The sequence below is a fragment of the Ectothiorhodospira sp. 9100 genome, assembly GCF_022227565.1.
Classification (GTDB): domain Bacteria; phylum Pseudomonadota; class Gammaproteobacteria; order Ectothiorhodospirales; family Ectothiorhodospiraceae; genus Ectothiorhodospira; species Ectothiorhodospira marina.
Map to the genome: position 1 here is coordinate 63,408 of NZ_JAJNAN010000011.1, position 16,140 is coordinate 79,547.

At 60.9% G+C, this 16,140-nt stretch carries 12 protein-coding genes; 9 read left to right on the top strand and 3 right to left on the bottom strand.

The window, feature by feature from the left end:
• Nucleotides 1–32 precede the first annotated feature (32 nt).
• The 5 genes from LPW29_RS05520 (at nt 33) to phnE (ending at nt 5,598) form a co-directional block, all read left to right on the top strand.
• Nucleotides 33–2,864 carry a TonB-dependent receptor gene (locus tag LPW29_RS05520; protein ID WP_238627187.1) on the top strand — a complete coding sequence of 944 codons (2,832 nt, stop codon included), beginning with the start codon at nt 33–35 and terminating at the stop codon, nt 2,862–2,864.
• Nucleotides 2,865–3,024: 160 nt separating this feature from the next.
• A complete protein-coding gene (exbB, locus tag LPW29_RS05525; RefSeq protein ID WP_238627188.1) occupies nt 3,025–3,474 on the top strand; it encodes a TonB-system energizer ExbB in 450 nt (149 codons plus the stop codon).
• Nucleotides 3,458–3,850: an ExbD/TolR family protein gene (locus LPW29_RS05530; RefSeq protein ID WP_238627189.1), complete on the top strand. Its 393-nt coding sequence runs from the start codon at nt 3,458–3,460 to the stop codon at nt 3,848–3,850. Before exbB ends, LPW29_RS05530 begins: the two co-directional genes overlap by 17 nt.
• On the top strand, nt 3,847–4,620 hold the full coding sequence (locus LPW29_RS15605; RefSeq protein WP_238627190.1) for an energy transducer TonB: 774 nt from the start codon (nt 3,847–3,849) through the stop codon (nt 4,618–4,620). The genes LPW29_RS05530 and LPW29_RS15605 overlap by 4 nt, the downstream gene beginning before the upstream one ends.
• Before the next feature lie 186 nt (nt 4,621–4,806).
• Nucleotides 4,807–5,598 carry a phosphonate ABC transporter, permease protein PhnE gene (gene phnE, locus LPW29_RS05540; protein ID WP_238627191.1) on the top strand — a complete coding sequence of 264 codons (792 nt, stop codon included), beginning with the start codon at nt 4,807–4,809 and terminating at the stop codon, nt 5,596–5,598.
• 21 nt (nt 5,599–5,619) lie between these two features.
• On the opposite strand, the gene LPW29_RS05545 is transcribed toward phnE, so the two are convergent.
• The 3 genes from LPW29_RS05545 to LPW29_RS05555 form a co-directional block, all read right to left on the bottom strand.
• Entirely contained in the window at nt 5,620–6,876 is a 1,257-nt protein-coding gene (locus LPW29_RS05545) for an MgtC/SapB family protein (RefSeq protein ID WP_238627192.1), read from the bottom strand.
• Between the two features lie 42 nt (nt 6,877–6,918).
• A complete protein-coding gene (locus LPW29_RS05550) occupies nt 6,919–10,050 on the bottom strand; it encodes an efflux RND transporter permease subunit (RefSeq protein WP_238627193.1) in 3,132 nt (1,043 codons plus the stop codon).
• A 75-nt stretch (nt 10,051–10,125) separates the two neighbouring features.
• Nucleotides 10,126–11,262 (bottom strand): efflux RND transporter periplasmic adaptor subunit, encoded by a 1,137-nt coding sequence (locus LPW29_RS05555; RefSeq protein WP_238627194.1) that lies wholly within the window; start codon nt 11,260–11,262, stop codon nt 10,126–10,128.
• Nucleotides 11,263–11,496: 234 nt separating this feature from the next.
• On the opposite strand from LPW29_RS05555, the gene LPW29_RS05560 reads away from it, so the two are divergent.
• The 4 genes from LPW29_RS05560 to cysN all read left to right on the top strand — a co-directional run bounded on the left by LPW29_RS05560 (nt 11,497) and on the right by cysN (nt 15,911).
• Complete coding sequence (locus tag LPW29_RS05560; RefSeq protein WP_255705821.1) at nt 11,497–12,144, top strand: TetR/AcrR family transcriptional regulator; 648 nt, start codon at nt 11,497–11,499, stop codon at nt 12,142–12,144.
• A 145-nt stretch (nt 12,145–12,289) separates the two neighbouring features.
• Complete coding sequence (locus LPW29_RS05565) at nt 12,290–13,108, top strand: helix-turn-helix domain-containing protein (RefSeq protein WP_238627196.1); 819 nt, start codon at nt 12,290–12,292, stop codon at nt 13,106–13,108.
• Entirely contained in the window at nt 13,105–14,007 is a 903-nt protein-coding gene (gene cysD / locus LPW29_RS05570; RefSeq protein ID WP_238627197.1) for a sulfate adenylyltransferase subunit CysD, read from the top strand. Before LPW29_RS05565 ends, cysD begins: the two co-directional genes overlap by 4 nt.
• Complete coding sequence (gene cysN / locus LPW29_RS05575) at nt 14,007–15,911, top strand: sulfate adenylyltransferase subunit CysN (protein ID WP_238627198.1); 1,905 nt, start codon at nt 14,007–14,009, stop codon at nt 15,909–15,911. The genes cysD and cysN overlap by 1 nt, the downstream gene beginning before the upstream one ends.
• Nucleotides 15,912–16,140: the final 229 nt, after the last annotated feature.

Genomic DNA, 16,140 nt, shown 5'->3' on the forward strand with positions numbered 1-16,140 from the left:
CAGTCAACGATCGATAACCGGGAGCCTATTTCATGCCTAAACCCAACCATCTGCGATACTGTCGCCTGGCCGCCGCCTGCGCCCTGGCCTTGTCGGCATTCGCCATGCCGTCCTATGTTCTGGCCGACGAAGGCATTGTACGCGGCGAGTTGCGTTCAGCATCAAGCAATACCACCCTGGAAGGGGCTCGGGTGCGCCTGATGGAAGCCGGCCGCGAGACCTATACCAATGCCAACGGTCGGTTTCAGTTCAGGGACGTCGCTCCGGGTGAGTACACGCTGGTGGTGGACTACATCGGCATGGGGGAGACCCGCGAAATCGTGACCGTTGAGGAGGATGGCGTCATCACGGCGCAGCTCACACTGGGTGCGGATACCCTGGATGCCATTGCGGTGACGGGGCAGCTGGCAGGGCAGGCGCGGGCAATCAACCGCCAGCGGGCTGCCGCCAACGTGACCACTATTGTAGCCGCTGAGGAGATCGGCCAATTTCCGGACCAGAACCTTGGCGAAGCCCTGCAGAGATTACCGGGTCTGCAACTACAGCGCGACCAAGGCGAAGGCCGCTTTGTGTCCATCCGTGGACTGAACTCCAACCTTAACAGTATCAGCATTAATGGCATGCGAGTGCCGTCGGCTGAAGCTGATGAGCGCCAGGTCGCGCTCGATGTGATTCCCTCGGATCTGATCGCTGGGATTGAGGTGGATAAGGCAATCACACCGGATATGGACGGTGACGCCATCGGTGGCAATATAGAGGTCAGAACCCTCAATGCTTTTGATCGGGATGGTCGAGGAGGTAACGTCCGCATTGAGGGGGGCTACAATGACCTGCGCGATGCTTGGAGCCCAAAGGTCGGCGGGACTGTCTCCGATGTCTTTAGTGTTGGCGGGGGCAAGGACAACCTCGGTATCGCAGTGGGCGCAAGCTTCGAGGATCGTGAGCTGGGCTCGGATAATAACGAGACCGACGGTGCCTGGATCGCTGCGGCAGATGGTCGGGTGCCGCCGCAGATCGAACAGCGAGATTACATTGTCGATCGAAAGCGTCAGGGCCTAGCGGTCAATGTCGACTTCCGTCCTGACGCCAATAGTGAGTATTACGTTCGCACCTTGATGACGGAGTTCGAGGATGACGAGATCCGACGCCGTAATCAGTTCACTTTCGAAGACGCGTTCGAGGATGGTGATGTTGAATTGCTTGGTGATACGAGTGGTAGAGGCAATAACATCGAGGTCGGTCGGGACATCAAGCTACGCAAAGAGACGCAAAGCATCTTCTCCCTGATGAGCGGCGGCGAGAACCGGGTTGACGACTGGACCTTTGATTACCAACTAGGCTACGCCAAGGCTACCGAGAAAGAGCCGGACCGCGTTGATGCCGAGTTCCTAGCGACGGGTAACGGCTTTGACGAGACCTTTAATAGCGTTGCTTATCGCACGGTCGATGGTGGCAAGAAGTACCGCATGAGTGGGCCGGATGCCATGTATGATCCAGCCAGCTATCAATTGGCTGAAGTGGTCGTCGAGGATAACGAGACAGAGGAGGAAGAGTGGTCGCTGGCCCTGAATATCAAAAAGGACACGACGTTTGGAGACTACCCCGGATTCATCAAGTTTGGCATCAAGGCACGCGTGCGTGAAAAATATGCTGACTACACCGTCTACGAGTACGACGAGGATGATTTCGGTGTCGTGTCGATGACAGACTACACCAGCACGAACTTCGATTATCCATTTGACCGTTTCGGACCGGCGGTATCCACCCGTTTGGGTGATTTCGTCGCAAACAATCGCGCCAATTGGACCTATGACGAGGATGTTTTTATCGAGGACTCTCAGGCGGCCGACTATTCTGCGGAAGAAGACATCTACGCTACCTACCTGATGGCGTCGGCAGACTTTGACAAGCTTCGCGTGCTTGGCGGCGTGCGCGTGGAGTACACTGACTATAGCGCGACCGGCAATGAGTTTACGGAAAATGATAATACCGGTGAGCTTACTGTGTCGGGCGTGCAGGACGACAACAGCTATGTCGACATTCTGCCGGGTGTGCATTTACGCTATGAATTGTCACCGCGCAGCGTGCTTCGCGGATCGGTCACCCGCTCGATTGCTAGGCCGACCTTTTCCGATATTGCACCATATGTCGTCCGCAAGGTAGACGGGGGTGAAGAGGAGTTCGAGGCGGGTAACCCGGACCTGGATCCGTATCGTTCCACCAATCTTGACTTGATGTATGCCTTTTACCCGCGAGGCTCGTCGGCAGCCTACAGCATCGGGGCATTCTACAAGGATATCCAGGACTATGTGGTTGAAGCCGACGTGGCCGGTACGGATTTCAATGCTCGTGCCCGTGCAGCCAACGAATATATCACTGCGGTCAACGGCGGGGATGCAACTGTTATGGGGGTCGAGCTGAGTGCTTACCAGCATCTCGACTTCCTGCCTTCCCCCTTCGATGGGATGCTTGTGAGCGCGAACTACACGTTCACGGATACTGAGGCGAGTCTCGAAGGGCGGGATGGCGATATCCCGCTGCCGCAATCCTCGGAAAATACTGCCAACTTTGCACTGGGCTACGAGAAGTATGGCTTGTCGCTTCGTGCAGCGGTCACCTACCGTGACAAGTACCTTGACGAGGTTAACGATGTGGAGGATTCGTCCGCTGACCGTTATGCGGACTCCCGTTACCAGGTTGACCTGAAGGGCGCCTACGATGTGAGCAAACATTTCCAGATCTATGCCGAGGCCATCAACATCACGGATGAACCGTTCTACGCCTACTTCGATCAGAAACGTTACAACTCGCAATATGACGAGTTTGGCCCAACCTATAAGGTGGGTGCCAACTGGCGTTTCTGAATAGTGCCCGGGGCGCGGCCCATCGAGTCGCACCGGAACCTGAGGGCGCGGTTTTGCCGCGCCCTTTTCACGCTACCGTCATATTCGATTCGTAGGGTAACTGCGTTGTCAGAGGGCGTCCCACGAATCGCTCTGATCATCCTGTGACGAGGAAACACGCTTGGACCATATTCAGTTTTATCTCGATATCACCGTTTTCTCCATCCTGGGCCTGATGAGCCTGTTTGCCTTCGGTTTTGCCATTGAGCGCTGGCTCTATCTGCGCAAGGTTCATCTGGGTCGCTTCGATAACGAGGAACGGTTGACCGTGGACCTGACCCGCCACCTGATCGTGCTCTCCACTGTGGGTGCAAATGCACCGTATGTGGGGCTGCTGGGCACGGTGCTCGGCATCCTGATCACTTTCTATCAGATCGGTCAGAGCGGGACGATGGACACCGAATCCATCATGCTTGGACTGGCCCTGGCACTGAAGGCCACCGCCGGGGGAATTGCGGTAGCCATCCCCAGCGTCGTCTTCTTTAACACCCTGATGCGGCGTGTTGAGGTGCTCACTCTGGAGTGGAGAGGCCAGCGCAAGGAGGATGGCGTCCATGTCGCAGCGGTTTGATTCCATCAATGTCATTCCTTTTATCGACATCATGCTGGTGCTGCTGGCGATCGTGTTGATGACGGCGACCTTCGTGGTCCAGGGGGATATTGACGTGACCTTACCGGTGGCCCAGAACAGTCAAGAACCTGAGCCGGAACTTGATGCCGTGCGCATTGGCATCGATGCCTCGGCGAGCCTGTTCTGGCAGGGTAAGCCGATTCAACTTTCGGATCTTGACGCTGAGCTGGGAACGGTTGCCGAGCAGGGGGGGGTGCGCCCGGTAGTGCTTAGTGTCGATGAATCCGTGTCATTTGGACGTTTCGTTGAGGTGGTCGATCTGATCAAAGGCCACCGGCTCGAAAAGATGTCGATCCGCGTGCAGGAGGGGGCGTGAAGCATCGGCAACGTACCACACGGATCGGGCTGGCTGTCTCGACAATACTGCACGCTGGTGTGCTGGGCGCGGTGGTCTGGCCCTATAGCGAGCCTGACATGCTGCAAGCGGCCGGTGGAGGCAAGCCGGTTAATCTGACAGCCAGTGAATTTGTCACCGAAGAGCCTCAACCCGCCGTGAGTCCCGTTCAACCCAAGCCTGAGCCTGAGCCGGAACCTGAGCCAGAACCTGAGCCAGAACCTGAGCCAGAACCTGAGCCAGAACCTGAGCCAGAACCTGAGCCTGAGCCTGAGCCGGAGCCGGAGCCTGAGCCGGAGCCGGAGCCAGAACCAACCCCTTCACCCGATCCGGTCTCCCAGGTTCGTGAAACGCACCAGGCAAAGACGGCTGCCGACTCCACGCAAGACAACTCTGAAGACGATGACGACAGCTGGGCCAGCGAGGAGACCACCAGCGGTTCCGAAGCAGCCAGCCGACACCAGGCGCAACAGGCCTACATGGCGCGGCTGCGCGAGGCGATTGCCCGCAAGCGGCACTATCCTGATGCGGCCCGTAACAGGGGTATTGAGGGTACGGTGATCGTCAGCTTTGTCATGCATCGAAGCGGTCGGATCAACAATATCCGGGTCGCACAGGGCAGCGGCAACGATGCCATCGACCGGGCAGCAGTGGAAGCCGTCGGTCGAGCTTCACCCTTTGATAACTTCCCGAAAGAAATCGATCGGGACCACTGGCCCATGCAAGTGCCGATCAGTTTCCGGTTGCAATGAATGGATAGGTTCGAGGGCAGGATATGATCGCAAAACACCTCAGGTTGAGCAATACGGTGATCGAACCGTCGGCCTCAAGGCCGGACGAGTGGATTTCGATACCCGGTTTGAAGCGGTGCCGCTGGACCGCATGGAGGCGCTATATCTTGAGGATGCCGTCGCTCAGACCTCATTGGGGGATAGCGCATGAATACGCAGGCAGCCATCCCGCCGCGTTGGCGTGCGCCGCGCTGGACGGTGTGGGCGGCATGGGCAGTATTTCTGGCGATCTTCGTGCAGGGCGTGGTGGCGATCAAACTGACGCCCGAGCGGCTTTTGCGGGGCATTGGCAATCTGGGCGACTTTCTCGCCAGGGCCTTCCCGCCGGATACCGGCGGGCTGGATGCGGTAGCCTGGGCCATGCTCGAAACCCTCAACATCGCCATCGTCGGCGTGAGTGTCGGGGTGGTTCTGAGTGTGCCGTTCGCATTGCTGGCGGCTCGAAATACCACCCCCCACCTGCTGGTTCGTTCCACCGTGCGCTTGGTTATCGCAACCCTGCGCACCATACCTGATCTGATCTGGGCGCTGATCTTCGTTGTGGCCGTGGGTCTCGGCCCCCTGGCTGGAGTGCTGGCCATCGTGCTGGATACCATCGGCTTCGCCGCGCGCTTCTTTGCCGAACGTATTGAGGAAGTTCAGCCCGGCCCGTCAGAGGCGCTTGCTTCGACGGGCGCAGGCCGGCTATCGGTCGTCGTGGGGGCGATTCTGCCGGAGACCTTCGCATCGATGACGGCAACCAGTCTTTATAGTGTCGAGAAGGCGATCCGTTCGGCAGTGACCTTGGGGTTGGTGGGCGCTGGTGGTATCGGTGTCGAACTGGCTGCCTCCATGCGTCTGTTCCAGTACGATCGGGCCTTCATGATCATTCTCGTCATCCTGGTGGTGGTGATCGCGTTTGAGCAGGTCTCTGCGTCAATTCGTCGTCGCGTGATCTGAGCGGGGACCATCATGCCGTGATCAGTACTGCAGCCACCAAGTGAGCAGGCCGGCACCCACGGAAAGACTCAAGGTGCCGGCAACCCGGTAACCCAGGGCCCACCCGCCGATGCCCATGGCCAGGGCCCCCTTGACCAGGGAGTTGACAAAGGCGGCGATGAGGATGCCCAGTGTGGCGGCCTCAAGGGACAGTTGCCCATCGGTCATGTCTGCGAGCGACAGGGTGATGGCATCCACGTCGGCCAGCCCCGAAACCGCAGCCAGTGTGTAGATGCCCGCGTCACCAAAATGTTCGGACAGGCCCTGGGAGAGCAGGATGATGCCTGCCAGCAGGGCAGCGAAGATCAACGCTGGTTTCAACTCGAAAGGGTTGGTCAGTCCCGGGCTTTCCTCGTGTGCTGCTGGGCTGCTCAACTTCCAGCACAGGGCCGCGAGGGCATAGGAAAGGGTCATCATCGCCAGGACCGGAAACAGGAGTTGTCTCGCCAGGTCCCAACTGAAAAGGCTGCTGACCACCAGCATTCGCGGGAACATGGTGGCGCAGGCCACCAGGATACCCGCGGCCAACACGTTACTGGAACCTTGGGTTTTTCGGGCGATGCGGGCGAAGTTCACTGTCACGGCGGTAGAGGAGGCCAGTCCCGCCATCAGGCCGGTGAGCAGGATGCCCTTCCGTTCGCCGATGATCTTCATGGAAAAATAGCCCACAAAGGAGATGGCAGCGATGAGGACCACCATCCACCAGATCCGGTAGGGGTTCAGCGCCTCCCAGGGGCCATAACCTTGGTTGGGTAATAAGGGAAGGATGACAACCGAGATCAGCAGTAGCTGGAAGGCGGCGAACAACTCGCGTTCCTCCAGTCGATTCACCCAGGCATGCAGAACCGGCTTGATGCCCAGCAGCGTGGCGGTGACGACGGCACCAGCGGCGGCAAGTGCCGGATAGCCCAAGGCCGCCAGGGCGCCGAAGGCAAAAGTGAGCAAGCTGGCAATCTCGCCGGTGATGCCCATGTCCTGGTCCCGAATCTGAGCCATGACATGGGCGGCCACCAATACCAGCGCGAGCGCACCAAAGGCCACTGCCAGCACAGCCTGGCCCACCTCCTGGGCCAATAGACCCCAAACACCTCCCAGCAGTCCGATCAAAGCGAAGGTGCGGATTCCCGCGACGCGGCGCCCCTCATCCAGGTGGCGTTCTTTCCAACCCCGTTCCAGGCCGATGAGGAGCCCCAGGGCGAGAGCCAGGCCCAGACTGTAAAACGGCGTCAGTTCTTCCATGGTCGTTATCCCGTTATTTGGAGGACCTGAAGGAGAGTCATGTCAGCCCTTTTTCTTCCCCAGGCTCCGCAGTCGCTCGGTGCCGGTTTCCACCAGTTCGTAGAACATGGGAATGAACAGGATCGCCACGTAGGTGGCCACAATCATGCCGCCCACGATGGGCGTGCCCAAGGCGTTGCGCGCACCTTCACCGGCTCCTGTGGCCAGGGCCAGGGGCAGCACCCCCAGGATGAAGGCCATGGAGGTCATGATCACCGGGCGGAAGCGGATGCGCGCAGCCCTCAGCGCGGCTTCCTTGATGGGCAGGCCCTCTTCCTGATGCATCTTGGCGGCAAACTCCACCATGAGAATGGCGTTTTTGGCTGACATGGCGATGAGTACTAGCAGCCCCACCTGGAAGTAGATGTCGATGTTCAGTCCCCTCAGCCAGATGGCCAGCAAGGCACCCAGCACAGCGAACGGGATGGCGGTGATCACTGCCAGGGGCAGAGACCAGCGTTCGTACTGTGCGGCCAGAATCAGGAAGACCATGACCACCCCCAGCAGGAAGGCGATGCTGCCGGCCGAGCCTGAAGAGAGTTCCTGGAAAGCGGACCCGACCCAGCCCAGGCTGTACTCGCCGCCGTCCAGGGTCTGGGCGGTGACCTCCTGCAGGGCCGCCAGGGCCTGCCCGGAAGAGTAGCCCGGGGCCGCGTTGCCCATGATCTTGGCGGAGGGGAAGATGTTGAAGCGGTCGATGACGTCCGCACCAGGGACTCGCGTGAGGCTGGCCACGGAACTGATCGGAATCAGGTCGCCGCCGTTGCTGCGCACGAAGACGTTTTCCAGATCCTCGGGGTTGGCCCGGTAATCCGCATTGGCCGCCATGTTGACCTGGAAATTGCGTCCAAAGAGGGTGAAGTCGTTGATGTAGCGTGTGCCGAAGGTGGCCTGCATGGTGCGGTAGATGGCTGCCACGGGCACATCCAGGGCATAGGCTTGGTCCCGATCCACCTGCATCCGGTACTTGGGCGTGTTGGCCACGAAGGTGGAGCGCACCTCGGCCAGTTCGGGACGCTGGTTGGCGGCCTCCACCAGAGCCTGGGCTGCCTGGGACAGGCTGTTCACATCCGCCGAGCCACGTTGTTGCAGATAGACTTCAAAGCCTCCGGTGGTGGACAGGCCGCGGATAGGGGGGGGGACAAAGGCAAAGATCTGCCCCTCTTCGATGCGCGCGCCCATGCCCATGGACTGGTTCACGATGGACTGCACGCTCTGGTCCGGAGCGGTGCGTTCGGACCAGTCATTGAGCCGCGTGAAGGCCACACCCTTGTAGGAACGCTGGGTGCCCGCCAGCAGGTCGAAGCCGGCGAAGGCCACCTGCATGCGGACGTCCGGGTTCTCCCGTACCAGACTGGAGTACTCATCACGCACCTGCACGGTGCGTTCCAGGCTGGTGCTGGGGGCCATGTTGATCACGGAAATGAAGTAGCCGGGATCCTCGTCCGGCACCAGTCCCGACGGGGTGGCGCGGAAAAAGAGTACGGTGCCGATCAGCACGACCACGAAGATCGCCAGGCCCACCGGCCAGGCCCTGAGAAAGAAGCGCACCGCGCCCAGGTAGCCCGTACGTAGGGCGTCGAAGCCCCGGTTGAAGAGCCGGAAGGGCAGGATCGGTTCCTTCTCCTTGTGGTTGGCCAGGAGCAGGGCTGTCATGGATGGCGTCAGAGTGAGGGCAACGACTGCCGAGAGCACCACGGATACCGACAGGGCCACGGCGAACTGGCGGTACATTTCCCCGGCCAATCCCGGCACGAAGGCCACCGGGATGAACACGGCCAGGAGGACGAGCGTGGTGGCGACAATGGGCCCCGTGACCTGTTCCATGGCCTTGATGGAGGCATCCCGTGCTCCCAGGCCCTCCTCGCGCATGATGCGTTCCACGTTCTCGATGACGATGATGGCATCGTCCACCACGATGCCGATGGCCAGGACGAGGCCAAAGAGGGTAAGCAGGTTGATGGACATCCCGGTGAGGTACAGCCCTGCCAGGGCACCAATCAGGGCCACGGGGATGGCGACCAGAGGCGCCAGGGTGGCGCGAGGCTTTTGCAGGAAGATAAAGATCACCAGCACCACCAGGATCAGTGCCTCAGCGAAGGTCTTGAGCACCTCCTTGATGGAAATGCGCACGAAATCGGTGGTGTCCAGTGGGACGCGGTAGTCCATGTCGCCGGGGAATTGCTGGGCCAGATCCGCCATGGTGGCGCGCACCTGGTCCACCGTTTCCAGGGCATTGGCACCGGGGGCCAGGTACAGGCCGATCGGCACCGTGGGCATGCCGTTATAGGTGGCGTTGAAGCCGTAGCGCTTGCTTCCCAGTTCCACCTCGGCCACGTCCTTCAGGCGCAGGGTGCCCCCATCCTCGGAGGCCCCGAGGATGATGTTCTGAAATTCTTCTACCTGGCTGAAACGGCCCTCGGGGGAGATGGTGTAGGTGAAGGCCTCACCCGAGGCATTGGGGGCAGCGTTGAATTTCCCGGCGGCGAACTGGGCGTTCTGCTCGCTGATGGCCTGGGCTACATCGTCGGGAGTGAGGTCGAAATGGGCCAGCCGCGCAGGGTCGAACCACACCCGGATGGAGTAGTCCTGCGCCCCGAACAGGTTGGCGTCACCCACCCCTTCCACGCGCTTGAGGGCGTCGATGATGTTGATCAAGCCATAGTTGCTGAGGAACTTGGTGTCAAACTGCTCGTTCTCCGAGAGCAGCGTGACCACCATGAGCAGGGAACTGCTCTTCTTGTTCACGATGATGCCCTGGTCACGTACTGCCTGGGGCAGCTGGGCGACGGCCTGTTGCACCCGGTTGTTGACGTCGATGGTGGCCTGGTTTGGGTCAGCGTCGTTGGCGAAGGTCACCGTCAGGTTCATGCTGCCTGCGTCGGAACTGCCCGATTGCATGTAGAGCATGTTGTCCACGCCGTTGATGGCCTGCTCGAGGGGCGCGGCCACTGACTCGGCAATGGTGCCGGCGTCGGCGCCTGGATAGGTGGCCTGGACCTCCACTTCTGGCGGCACGATCTGCGGGTACTGCTCTACCGGCAGGGCCGTGAAGGCCGCGCCACCGGCGATCATGATGACGATCGCCAGCACCGTGGAAAAGATGGGACGATTGATGAAGAATTTGGAAAACATCGCTGGGCTCCAAGCCGCTTTCTTCAGGAAAGGGCAGGCAGAATCGGGGTTCGGGCAGGCGGGGCGGTGGGATGATCAGTCCACCGACGCGTCTTCCCCGTTCAGTTGCTGCGGCGTCACCTGGGCATCGGGACGGACATTGATCAAGCCGTCCGTGATCACCCGGTCTCCTGCCTCGAGCCCTGAGCGGACAATCACGCCTTCAGGGGTGTCCGGTCCCAGTTCCACCACCTGCAGACGGGCATGATCTTCCTCGTCCACAACAAAGACCGCCGTGGAATTGGGCCGAGGGCCGCTGGTGATGGCTGTCTGCGGAATCACGAGGGCATCCTGGGGCTCGGCCACCTTCAGGCGTACCCGAACATACTCGTTGGGGCGCAGTACGTTGCCGGGGTTGTCGAATATCCCTCGCAGGCGGATGGCATTGGTGCGCCGGTCGATGTCAGCGGCCCGATAGTCCAGCTTTCCGGTCAGGGGGTTTCCCTCAGAATCAATCGCATCGGCCAATTCAGCGGGGATGGGACGGCTGGGAGAGGGATTCAGTGCGGGGGCATCGGCGAAGGGATCATTCACGGGCATGGAGAGGATCACCTGGATAGGATTGACCTCCTGGATGGTGACCAGCCGGTCACCGTTGCTCACCAGGTTGCCCACCGAGACAGCCCGGAGGCCTGCGACACCTGCGATGGGTGCGTCGACAGAGGTGTAGTCCAGATCAATTTGCGCGGCCTCCAGCTTGGCCTGAGCCACCTCTACTTCGGCCTGGGCCTTCTCCAGGGCTGAGCGCGCATCATTCCAGGCCTTCTCGCTGGCGACGTTGCGCTCGTAGAGGGAACGGATGCGCTCCCAATCCCGTTGGGCTGCCGAGAGGGTCGCGCGGGCTGCGACCAGGTCCGCCTCTGCCTGGTTGACCGCTGCCCGATAGGGCCGTGCATCGATGCGAAACAGCGGGTCACCGGACTCTACCCGCGCGCCCTCCACATACGATCTCTCTTCCAGGATGCCATTGACCTGGGCGCGCACTTCCACGTGGCGATGCGCCTCGGTGCGGCCTGTGTAGGTCTTGTACACCGCCGCAGGGGCCGGTTGCACGGTGATGATCGGAACCGTCGGCGGTGGGCTGCCATCAGGTGCGGCGAACGAGAGGGTCGGCAGGGCCAGCAGGGCCGCGAGGCCGAGGGGGCTGAACAGGGCGCGCATCGTCATCGACATGGGATTCACCGATCTTACGGGCCGGTCCAGCCGGCTCGGGGATGTCAGAACCCACCCCAGGCACGGATCTTCGGGCCTGGGGTGGGGGGGATGTTCCAGGGCGGCGCAAGGAGGGGTAGCCGGATCCTTGTGCCGGGAAGAGCCTTACGATAGCGTAGCGTACACTACACTTTCAAGCGCCCGTATCATCTGTGCCGGGGGCGTTCATTCCACGCCGGTCGACCGAGGTCGTCGATGCCATCATGTTTCAAAACTCCAACCCCCTGCCGCACCCAGCGCGGGGAGGCCCGCCGCCAGAGGCTGCTAGATGTTGCTGCTGAAGTCTTCATGGAACAAGGCTACGCAGGGGCCAGTGTGAATGAGATTGTACGCCGGGCGGGAGGTTCCCTCAGCACCCTTTATCGACTCTTCGGTAACAAGCTTGGGCTCTTCGAGGCAATGATCGCGCAGCGCACGGAGGTGGTCTTTGCCCCCTTCGAGGCCGAGGGGGTGTGGACCGACGATCTGGAGGCTACGCTCCTGGCCTACGGGCGACACATTCAGTCCCGATTGGTGGAGGCGCATGCCGTGGAGATCTTTCGCCTGGTGGTCTCGGAGCGGGGCGAGGACCGGGAGCGCATCCAGCAGTTTTTCCATGACGCCGGGCCTCGGCGTGGCCAGCGACTGCTGGCGGACTACCTGCGCACGCAGGTGGAGAAGGGGCGGCTGCGCTCCCTTGATTGTGACATGGCGGCCTGTCAGTTCATCGATATGACTCGCGCCCCATTCTACTATCGCCTGCTTTTTGGTCATCCCCCGGATGAGGTCGAGCGCGAACGGGCCCTGCAGCAGGCCCTGTCGTTGTTTCTTCAGGGGGCCAGGATGCCGCGGGAGAGCGAATAATCATGCCGCTCTCGTATTGCCTCCCCCCCTATTTGCTGGGCTTGTGAGATTCTGGAAGTGCTTTTATGATGTGGCTTGATCGGGTTAGGTAAAAATCTTTCGTTTTTATTTTTAAAATCAAATAAAACAAAGGGTTAACTATTTTTTGTCCACTAAATATTTATCGCCCGAAGTGCTGAATGAGCGCCGCCTTGACGCTGTGCGGCTGCGCCTGGATGGCCACACCGTTGCCGAGACTGCCACCCGCGCCGGGCTTTCTGCGCCCACTGTATCAGCGGCCTGGAAGGCTTTCCGTGAAGGGGGCTGGGCCGCAGTGCCGGTTCGCCCGCGGGGTCGTAAGACGGGGCAGGCGGGTGCACTCGATACAGCCGCTCAACGGGCGTTGGTGGCCAGGCTGACAACCTCCCCCGATGTGCGCGAGCCGGCATGGAGCAGCCGAGGGCTGGCCGATGCACTGGGCGAAGCGGGCCATCCGGTCTCGGCTCGTGCCATCGAGCACTGGCTGGAGGCCCGTGACCTGAAGCCGGAACCGTTGGCTCTGGAGGCTGTGGCGCATCAACGCAGCGGTGCCGGCCGCTGGTATCGGCAGCAGGTGCAGCCGGTACTGGAGTCCGTGCGCAAGGCCAGCGGTGCCATCTGGCGGGGGGGCGTGAGAGTGGTCAGGCGGGATCAGGTGTTCACGGCGGATTTTCCTCCTTATCAGCTCTATCTGCATGGAAAACGCGGTGCGCTTCACACCCGTTGCCTGTGGGTACCGCCCATGGCGGAAGACTATCTGACGCTGTTTCAGGGCTTGCATGACTCATTTCCCGGCAAGCCGGTCGCGCTGGTCTTTCACGGCGCCCATTTCCAGGCCAGCCCCGATATCCGGCAATGGCTGGAGGCACACCCGGATTTCTACCTGATCAATGTTCCACCCCATAATCGGGTCAGATCGACTTTTCCAGACAGGCCAATGCCATGACATCACTCACCCATTTACAAAAGCTGGAAGCCGAGAGCATCCACATCATGCGCGAGGTGGTCGCCGAGACCGAGAACCCCGTGATGCTCTACTCGGTGGGCAAGGACAGCGCGGTGATGCTGCACCTGGCACGCAAGGCCTTTGCCCCGGCAGCGCCCCCCTTCCCGTTGCTGCATGTGGATACCCGCTGGAAGTTTCGCGCCATGTATGAATTTCGGGACAACATGGCCCGGGAGATGGGCATGGACCTGCTGGTGCACATCAACCCGGAAGGGGTGGAGAAGGACATCAACCCCTTCACCCATGGTTCGGCCATCCATACCGATGTGATGAAGACCGAAGGCCTCAAACAGGCGCTGAACCATTATGGCTTTGATGCCGCCTTTGGCGGGGCACGCCGGGATGAGGAGAAGTCCCGGGCCAAGGAGCGGGTGTTCTCCTTCCGCACTGCCCAGCACCGCTGGGACCCGAAGAACCAGCGCCCGGAGCTATGGCGGCTCTTCAACACCCGCAAGCACAAGGGGGAGTCGATCCGTGTGTTCCCGCTCTCCAACTGGACCGAGCTGGATATCTGGCAGTACATCTATCTGCAGGATATCCCCATCGTGCCGCTTTATTACGCCGCCGAGCGCCCGGTGGTGGAGCGCGACGGCGCTCTGATCATGGTGGATGATGACCGCATGCCGCTCAAACCCGGCGAAGTACCGATGATGCGCAAGGTACGGTTCCGAACCCTGGGTTGCTACCCGCTCACGGGTGCCATTGAATCCGAGGCCGACACCTTGCCGGCGATCATTCAGGAAATGCTCCTCACCAAGACCTCCGAACGGCAGGGCCGCGTCATCGACCATGACAGCGCCGCCTCCATGGAAAAGAAAAAGCAGGAAGGGTACTTCTGATGGCACACGCATCCGACATGATCGCCGGGGATATCGAGGGCTATCTGAAGGCCCACGAGCACAAGGGCCTGCTGCGCTTTATCACCTGTGGCAGCGTGGACGACGGCAAGAGCACCCTGATCGGGCGGCTGCTGTTCGAATCCAAACTGCTGTTCGAGGATCAACTGGCCGCCATTGAGGCAGACTCGAAAAAGTACGGCACCCAGGGCGAGGAGATGGATTTTGCCCTGTTGGTGGATGGTCTGGCCGCCGAGCGCGAGCAGGGCATCACCATCGACGTGGCCTACCGCTTCTTCTCCACCGACAAGCGCAAGTTCATCGTCGCCGACACGCCCGGCCATGAGCAGTACACCCGTAACATGGTGACCGGTGCCTCCACCGCCGATGCCGCCATCCTGATGGTGGACGCCCGCCACGGCATCCTCACCCAGACTCGCCGCCACAGCTTTCTGATGTCGCTGATCGGCATTCGGCACATCGTGGTGGCCATCAACAAGATGGACCTGGTGGACTATTCGAAGGCACGCTTTGACCAGATTGTGGATGAGTACCGCGCCTTCGCCAAACAACTGGGTCTGGAGGACATGACCTTCATCCCCCTGTCGGCGCTCAAGGGCGATAATGTCATCGAGCACGGTCATCACATGCCCTGGTATCACGGACCCACCCTGATGGGCTATCTGGAAACGGTGGAGGTGGACGAGGAACGCCTGCAGCACACCCCCTTCCGCATGCCGGTGCAGTGGGTGAATCGGCCCCATCTGGATTTTCGCGGCTTCACCGGGCTGATCGCCAGCGGCACCGTGAAGCCCGGTGATGCCATCCGCGTGCAGCCCTCGGGCAAGACCAGCCACATCAAGCGGATTTTTACCTACGATGGCGATCTGGAACAGGCCATTGCCGGACAATCGGTGACCTTGCTGCTGGAGGATGAGATCGATATCTCCCGCGGCGATGTGATCTCCGGTGTGGATGCCCCCGCCGAGACGGCCGATCAGTTCGAGACCACCCTGGTGTGGATGCACGACCAGCCCTTGCTGCCGGGTCGGCCCTACCTGATGAAGCTGGGTACGCAGTCGGTGTCGGCGACGGTCAGCCATATCAAGTATCAGGTGAACGTCAATACCCTGGAGCACACGGCGGCCAAGCAGCTGGATCTCAATGGCATTGGCGTGTGTACCCTGAGTCTGAGCAAGCCGGTGGCCTTCGATCCCTATCAGGAGAATGCGGATACGGGCGGTTATATCCTGATCGACCGGATGACCAACAACACCGTGGGCGCCGGCATGCTGCACTTTGCCCTGCGCCGCAGCCAGAACATTCACATGCAGCACGTGGACATCGACAAGCAGGCGCGGGGGATCGCCAAGGGGCAGAAACCCGTCGTACTCTGGTTCACCGGGCTTTCCGGTGCGGGCAAGTCCACCATTGCCAATCGGGTGGAGAAGAAACTGCATGCCGCCGGTCAGCACACCTACCTGCTGGATGGGGATAACGTGCGCCACGGCCTCAATCGGGACCTGGGCTTTACCGATGCCGACCGGGTGGAGAACATCCGGCGGGTCGCGGAGGTGGCCCGGCTGATGGTGGACGCCGGCCTGATCGTGCTGACGGCCTTCATCTCGCCGTTTCGCAGTGAGCGCCGAATGGCGCGGGATCTGATGGAGGCGGGTGAGTTCATCGAGGTCTTTGTCGACACCCCCCTGGAGGTGGCCGAGGAGCGTGACCCGAAGGGCCTTTACAAGAAGGCCCGCCGGGGTGAACTGAAGAACTTCACCGGCATTGACTCTGCCTACGAGGCCCCGGAGGACCCGGAGTTGCATCTTCAGGCGGCAAAGCTGAGCACCGAGGAGGCTGCCGATGTGGTCATCGCGTTGCTGCGGGAGCGGCAGTTGATCGGCTAGTGTGCTGTGGCGTGAGTGGCCCTGGGTGGGTTGAGTTGGCGTCGGGTCATATCATCGTTGCAGGAGCCCATAGGGCTTGGATCTCCCGATACCGCCGCGGGAACCGATGCCGGAACCGCTGCAGTTCGACTAAAGCGGACCGGGTTCTGCCCTTTGACCCAGTGCGCGACAAGCCCCGCCGTTCAGGGCGGGGAAGGATAGCGCGGACGGCGTAGCCGTCCTTGGGTTT

Bases quoted from the DNA above. Each gene is read 5' to 3' on its own strand.
- LPW29_RS05520 (WP_238627187.1), top strand. From the start codon at position 33: ATGCCTAAACCCAACCATCTGCGATACTGTCGCCTGGCCGCCGCCTGC.
- LPW29_RS05530 (WP_238627189.1), top strand. From the start codon at position 3,458: ATGTCGCAGCGGTTTGATTCCATCAATGTCATTCCTTTTATCGACATC.
- phnE (WP_238627191.1), top strand. From the start codon at position 4,807: ATGAATACGCAGGCAGCCATCCCGCCGCGTTGGCGTGCGCCGCGCTGG.
- LPW29_RS05545 (WP_238627192.1), bottom strand. From the start codon at position 6,876: ATGGAAGAACTGACGCCGTTTTACAGTCTGGGCCTGGCTCTCGCCCTG.
- LPW29_RS05550 (WP_238627193.1), bottom strand. From the start codon at position 10,050: ATGTTTTCCAAATTCTTCATCAATCGTCCCATCTTTTCCACGGTGCTG.
- LPW29_RS05555 (WP_238627194.1), bottom strand. From the start codon at position 11,262: ATGTCGATGACGATGCGCGCCCTGTTCAGCCCCCTCGGCCTCGCGGCC.
- LPW29_RS05560 (WP_255705821.1), top strand. From the start codon at position 11,497: ATGCCATCATGTTTCAAAACTCCAACCCCCTGCCGCACCCAGCGCGGG.
- cysD (WP_238627197.1), top strand. From the start codon at position 13,105: ATGACATCACTCACCCATTTACAAAAGCTGGAAGCCGAGAGCATCCAC.
- cysN (WP_238627198.1), top strand. From the start codon at position 14,007: ATGGCACACGCATCCGACATGATCGCCGGGGATATCGAGGGCTATCTG.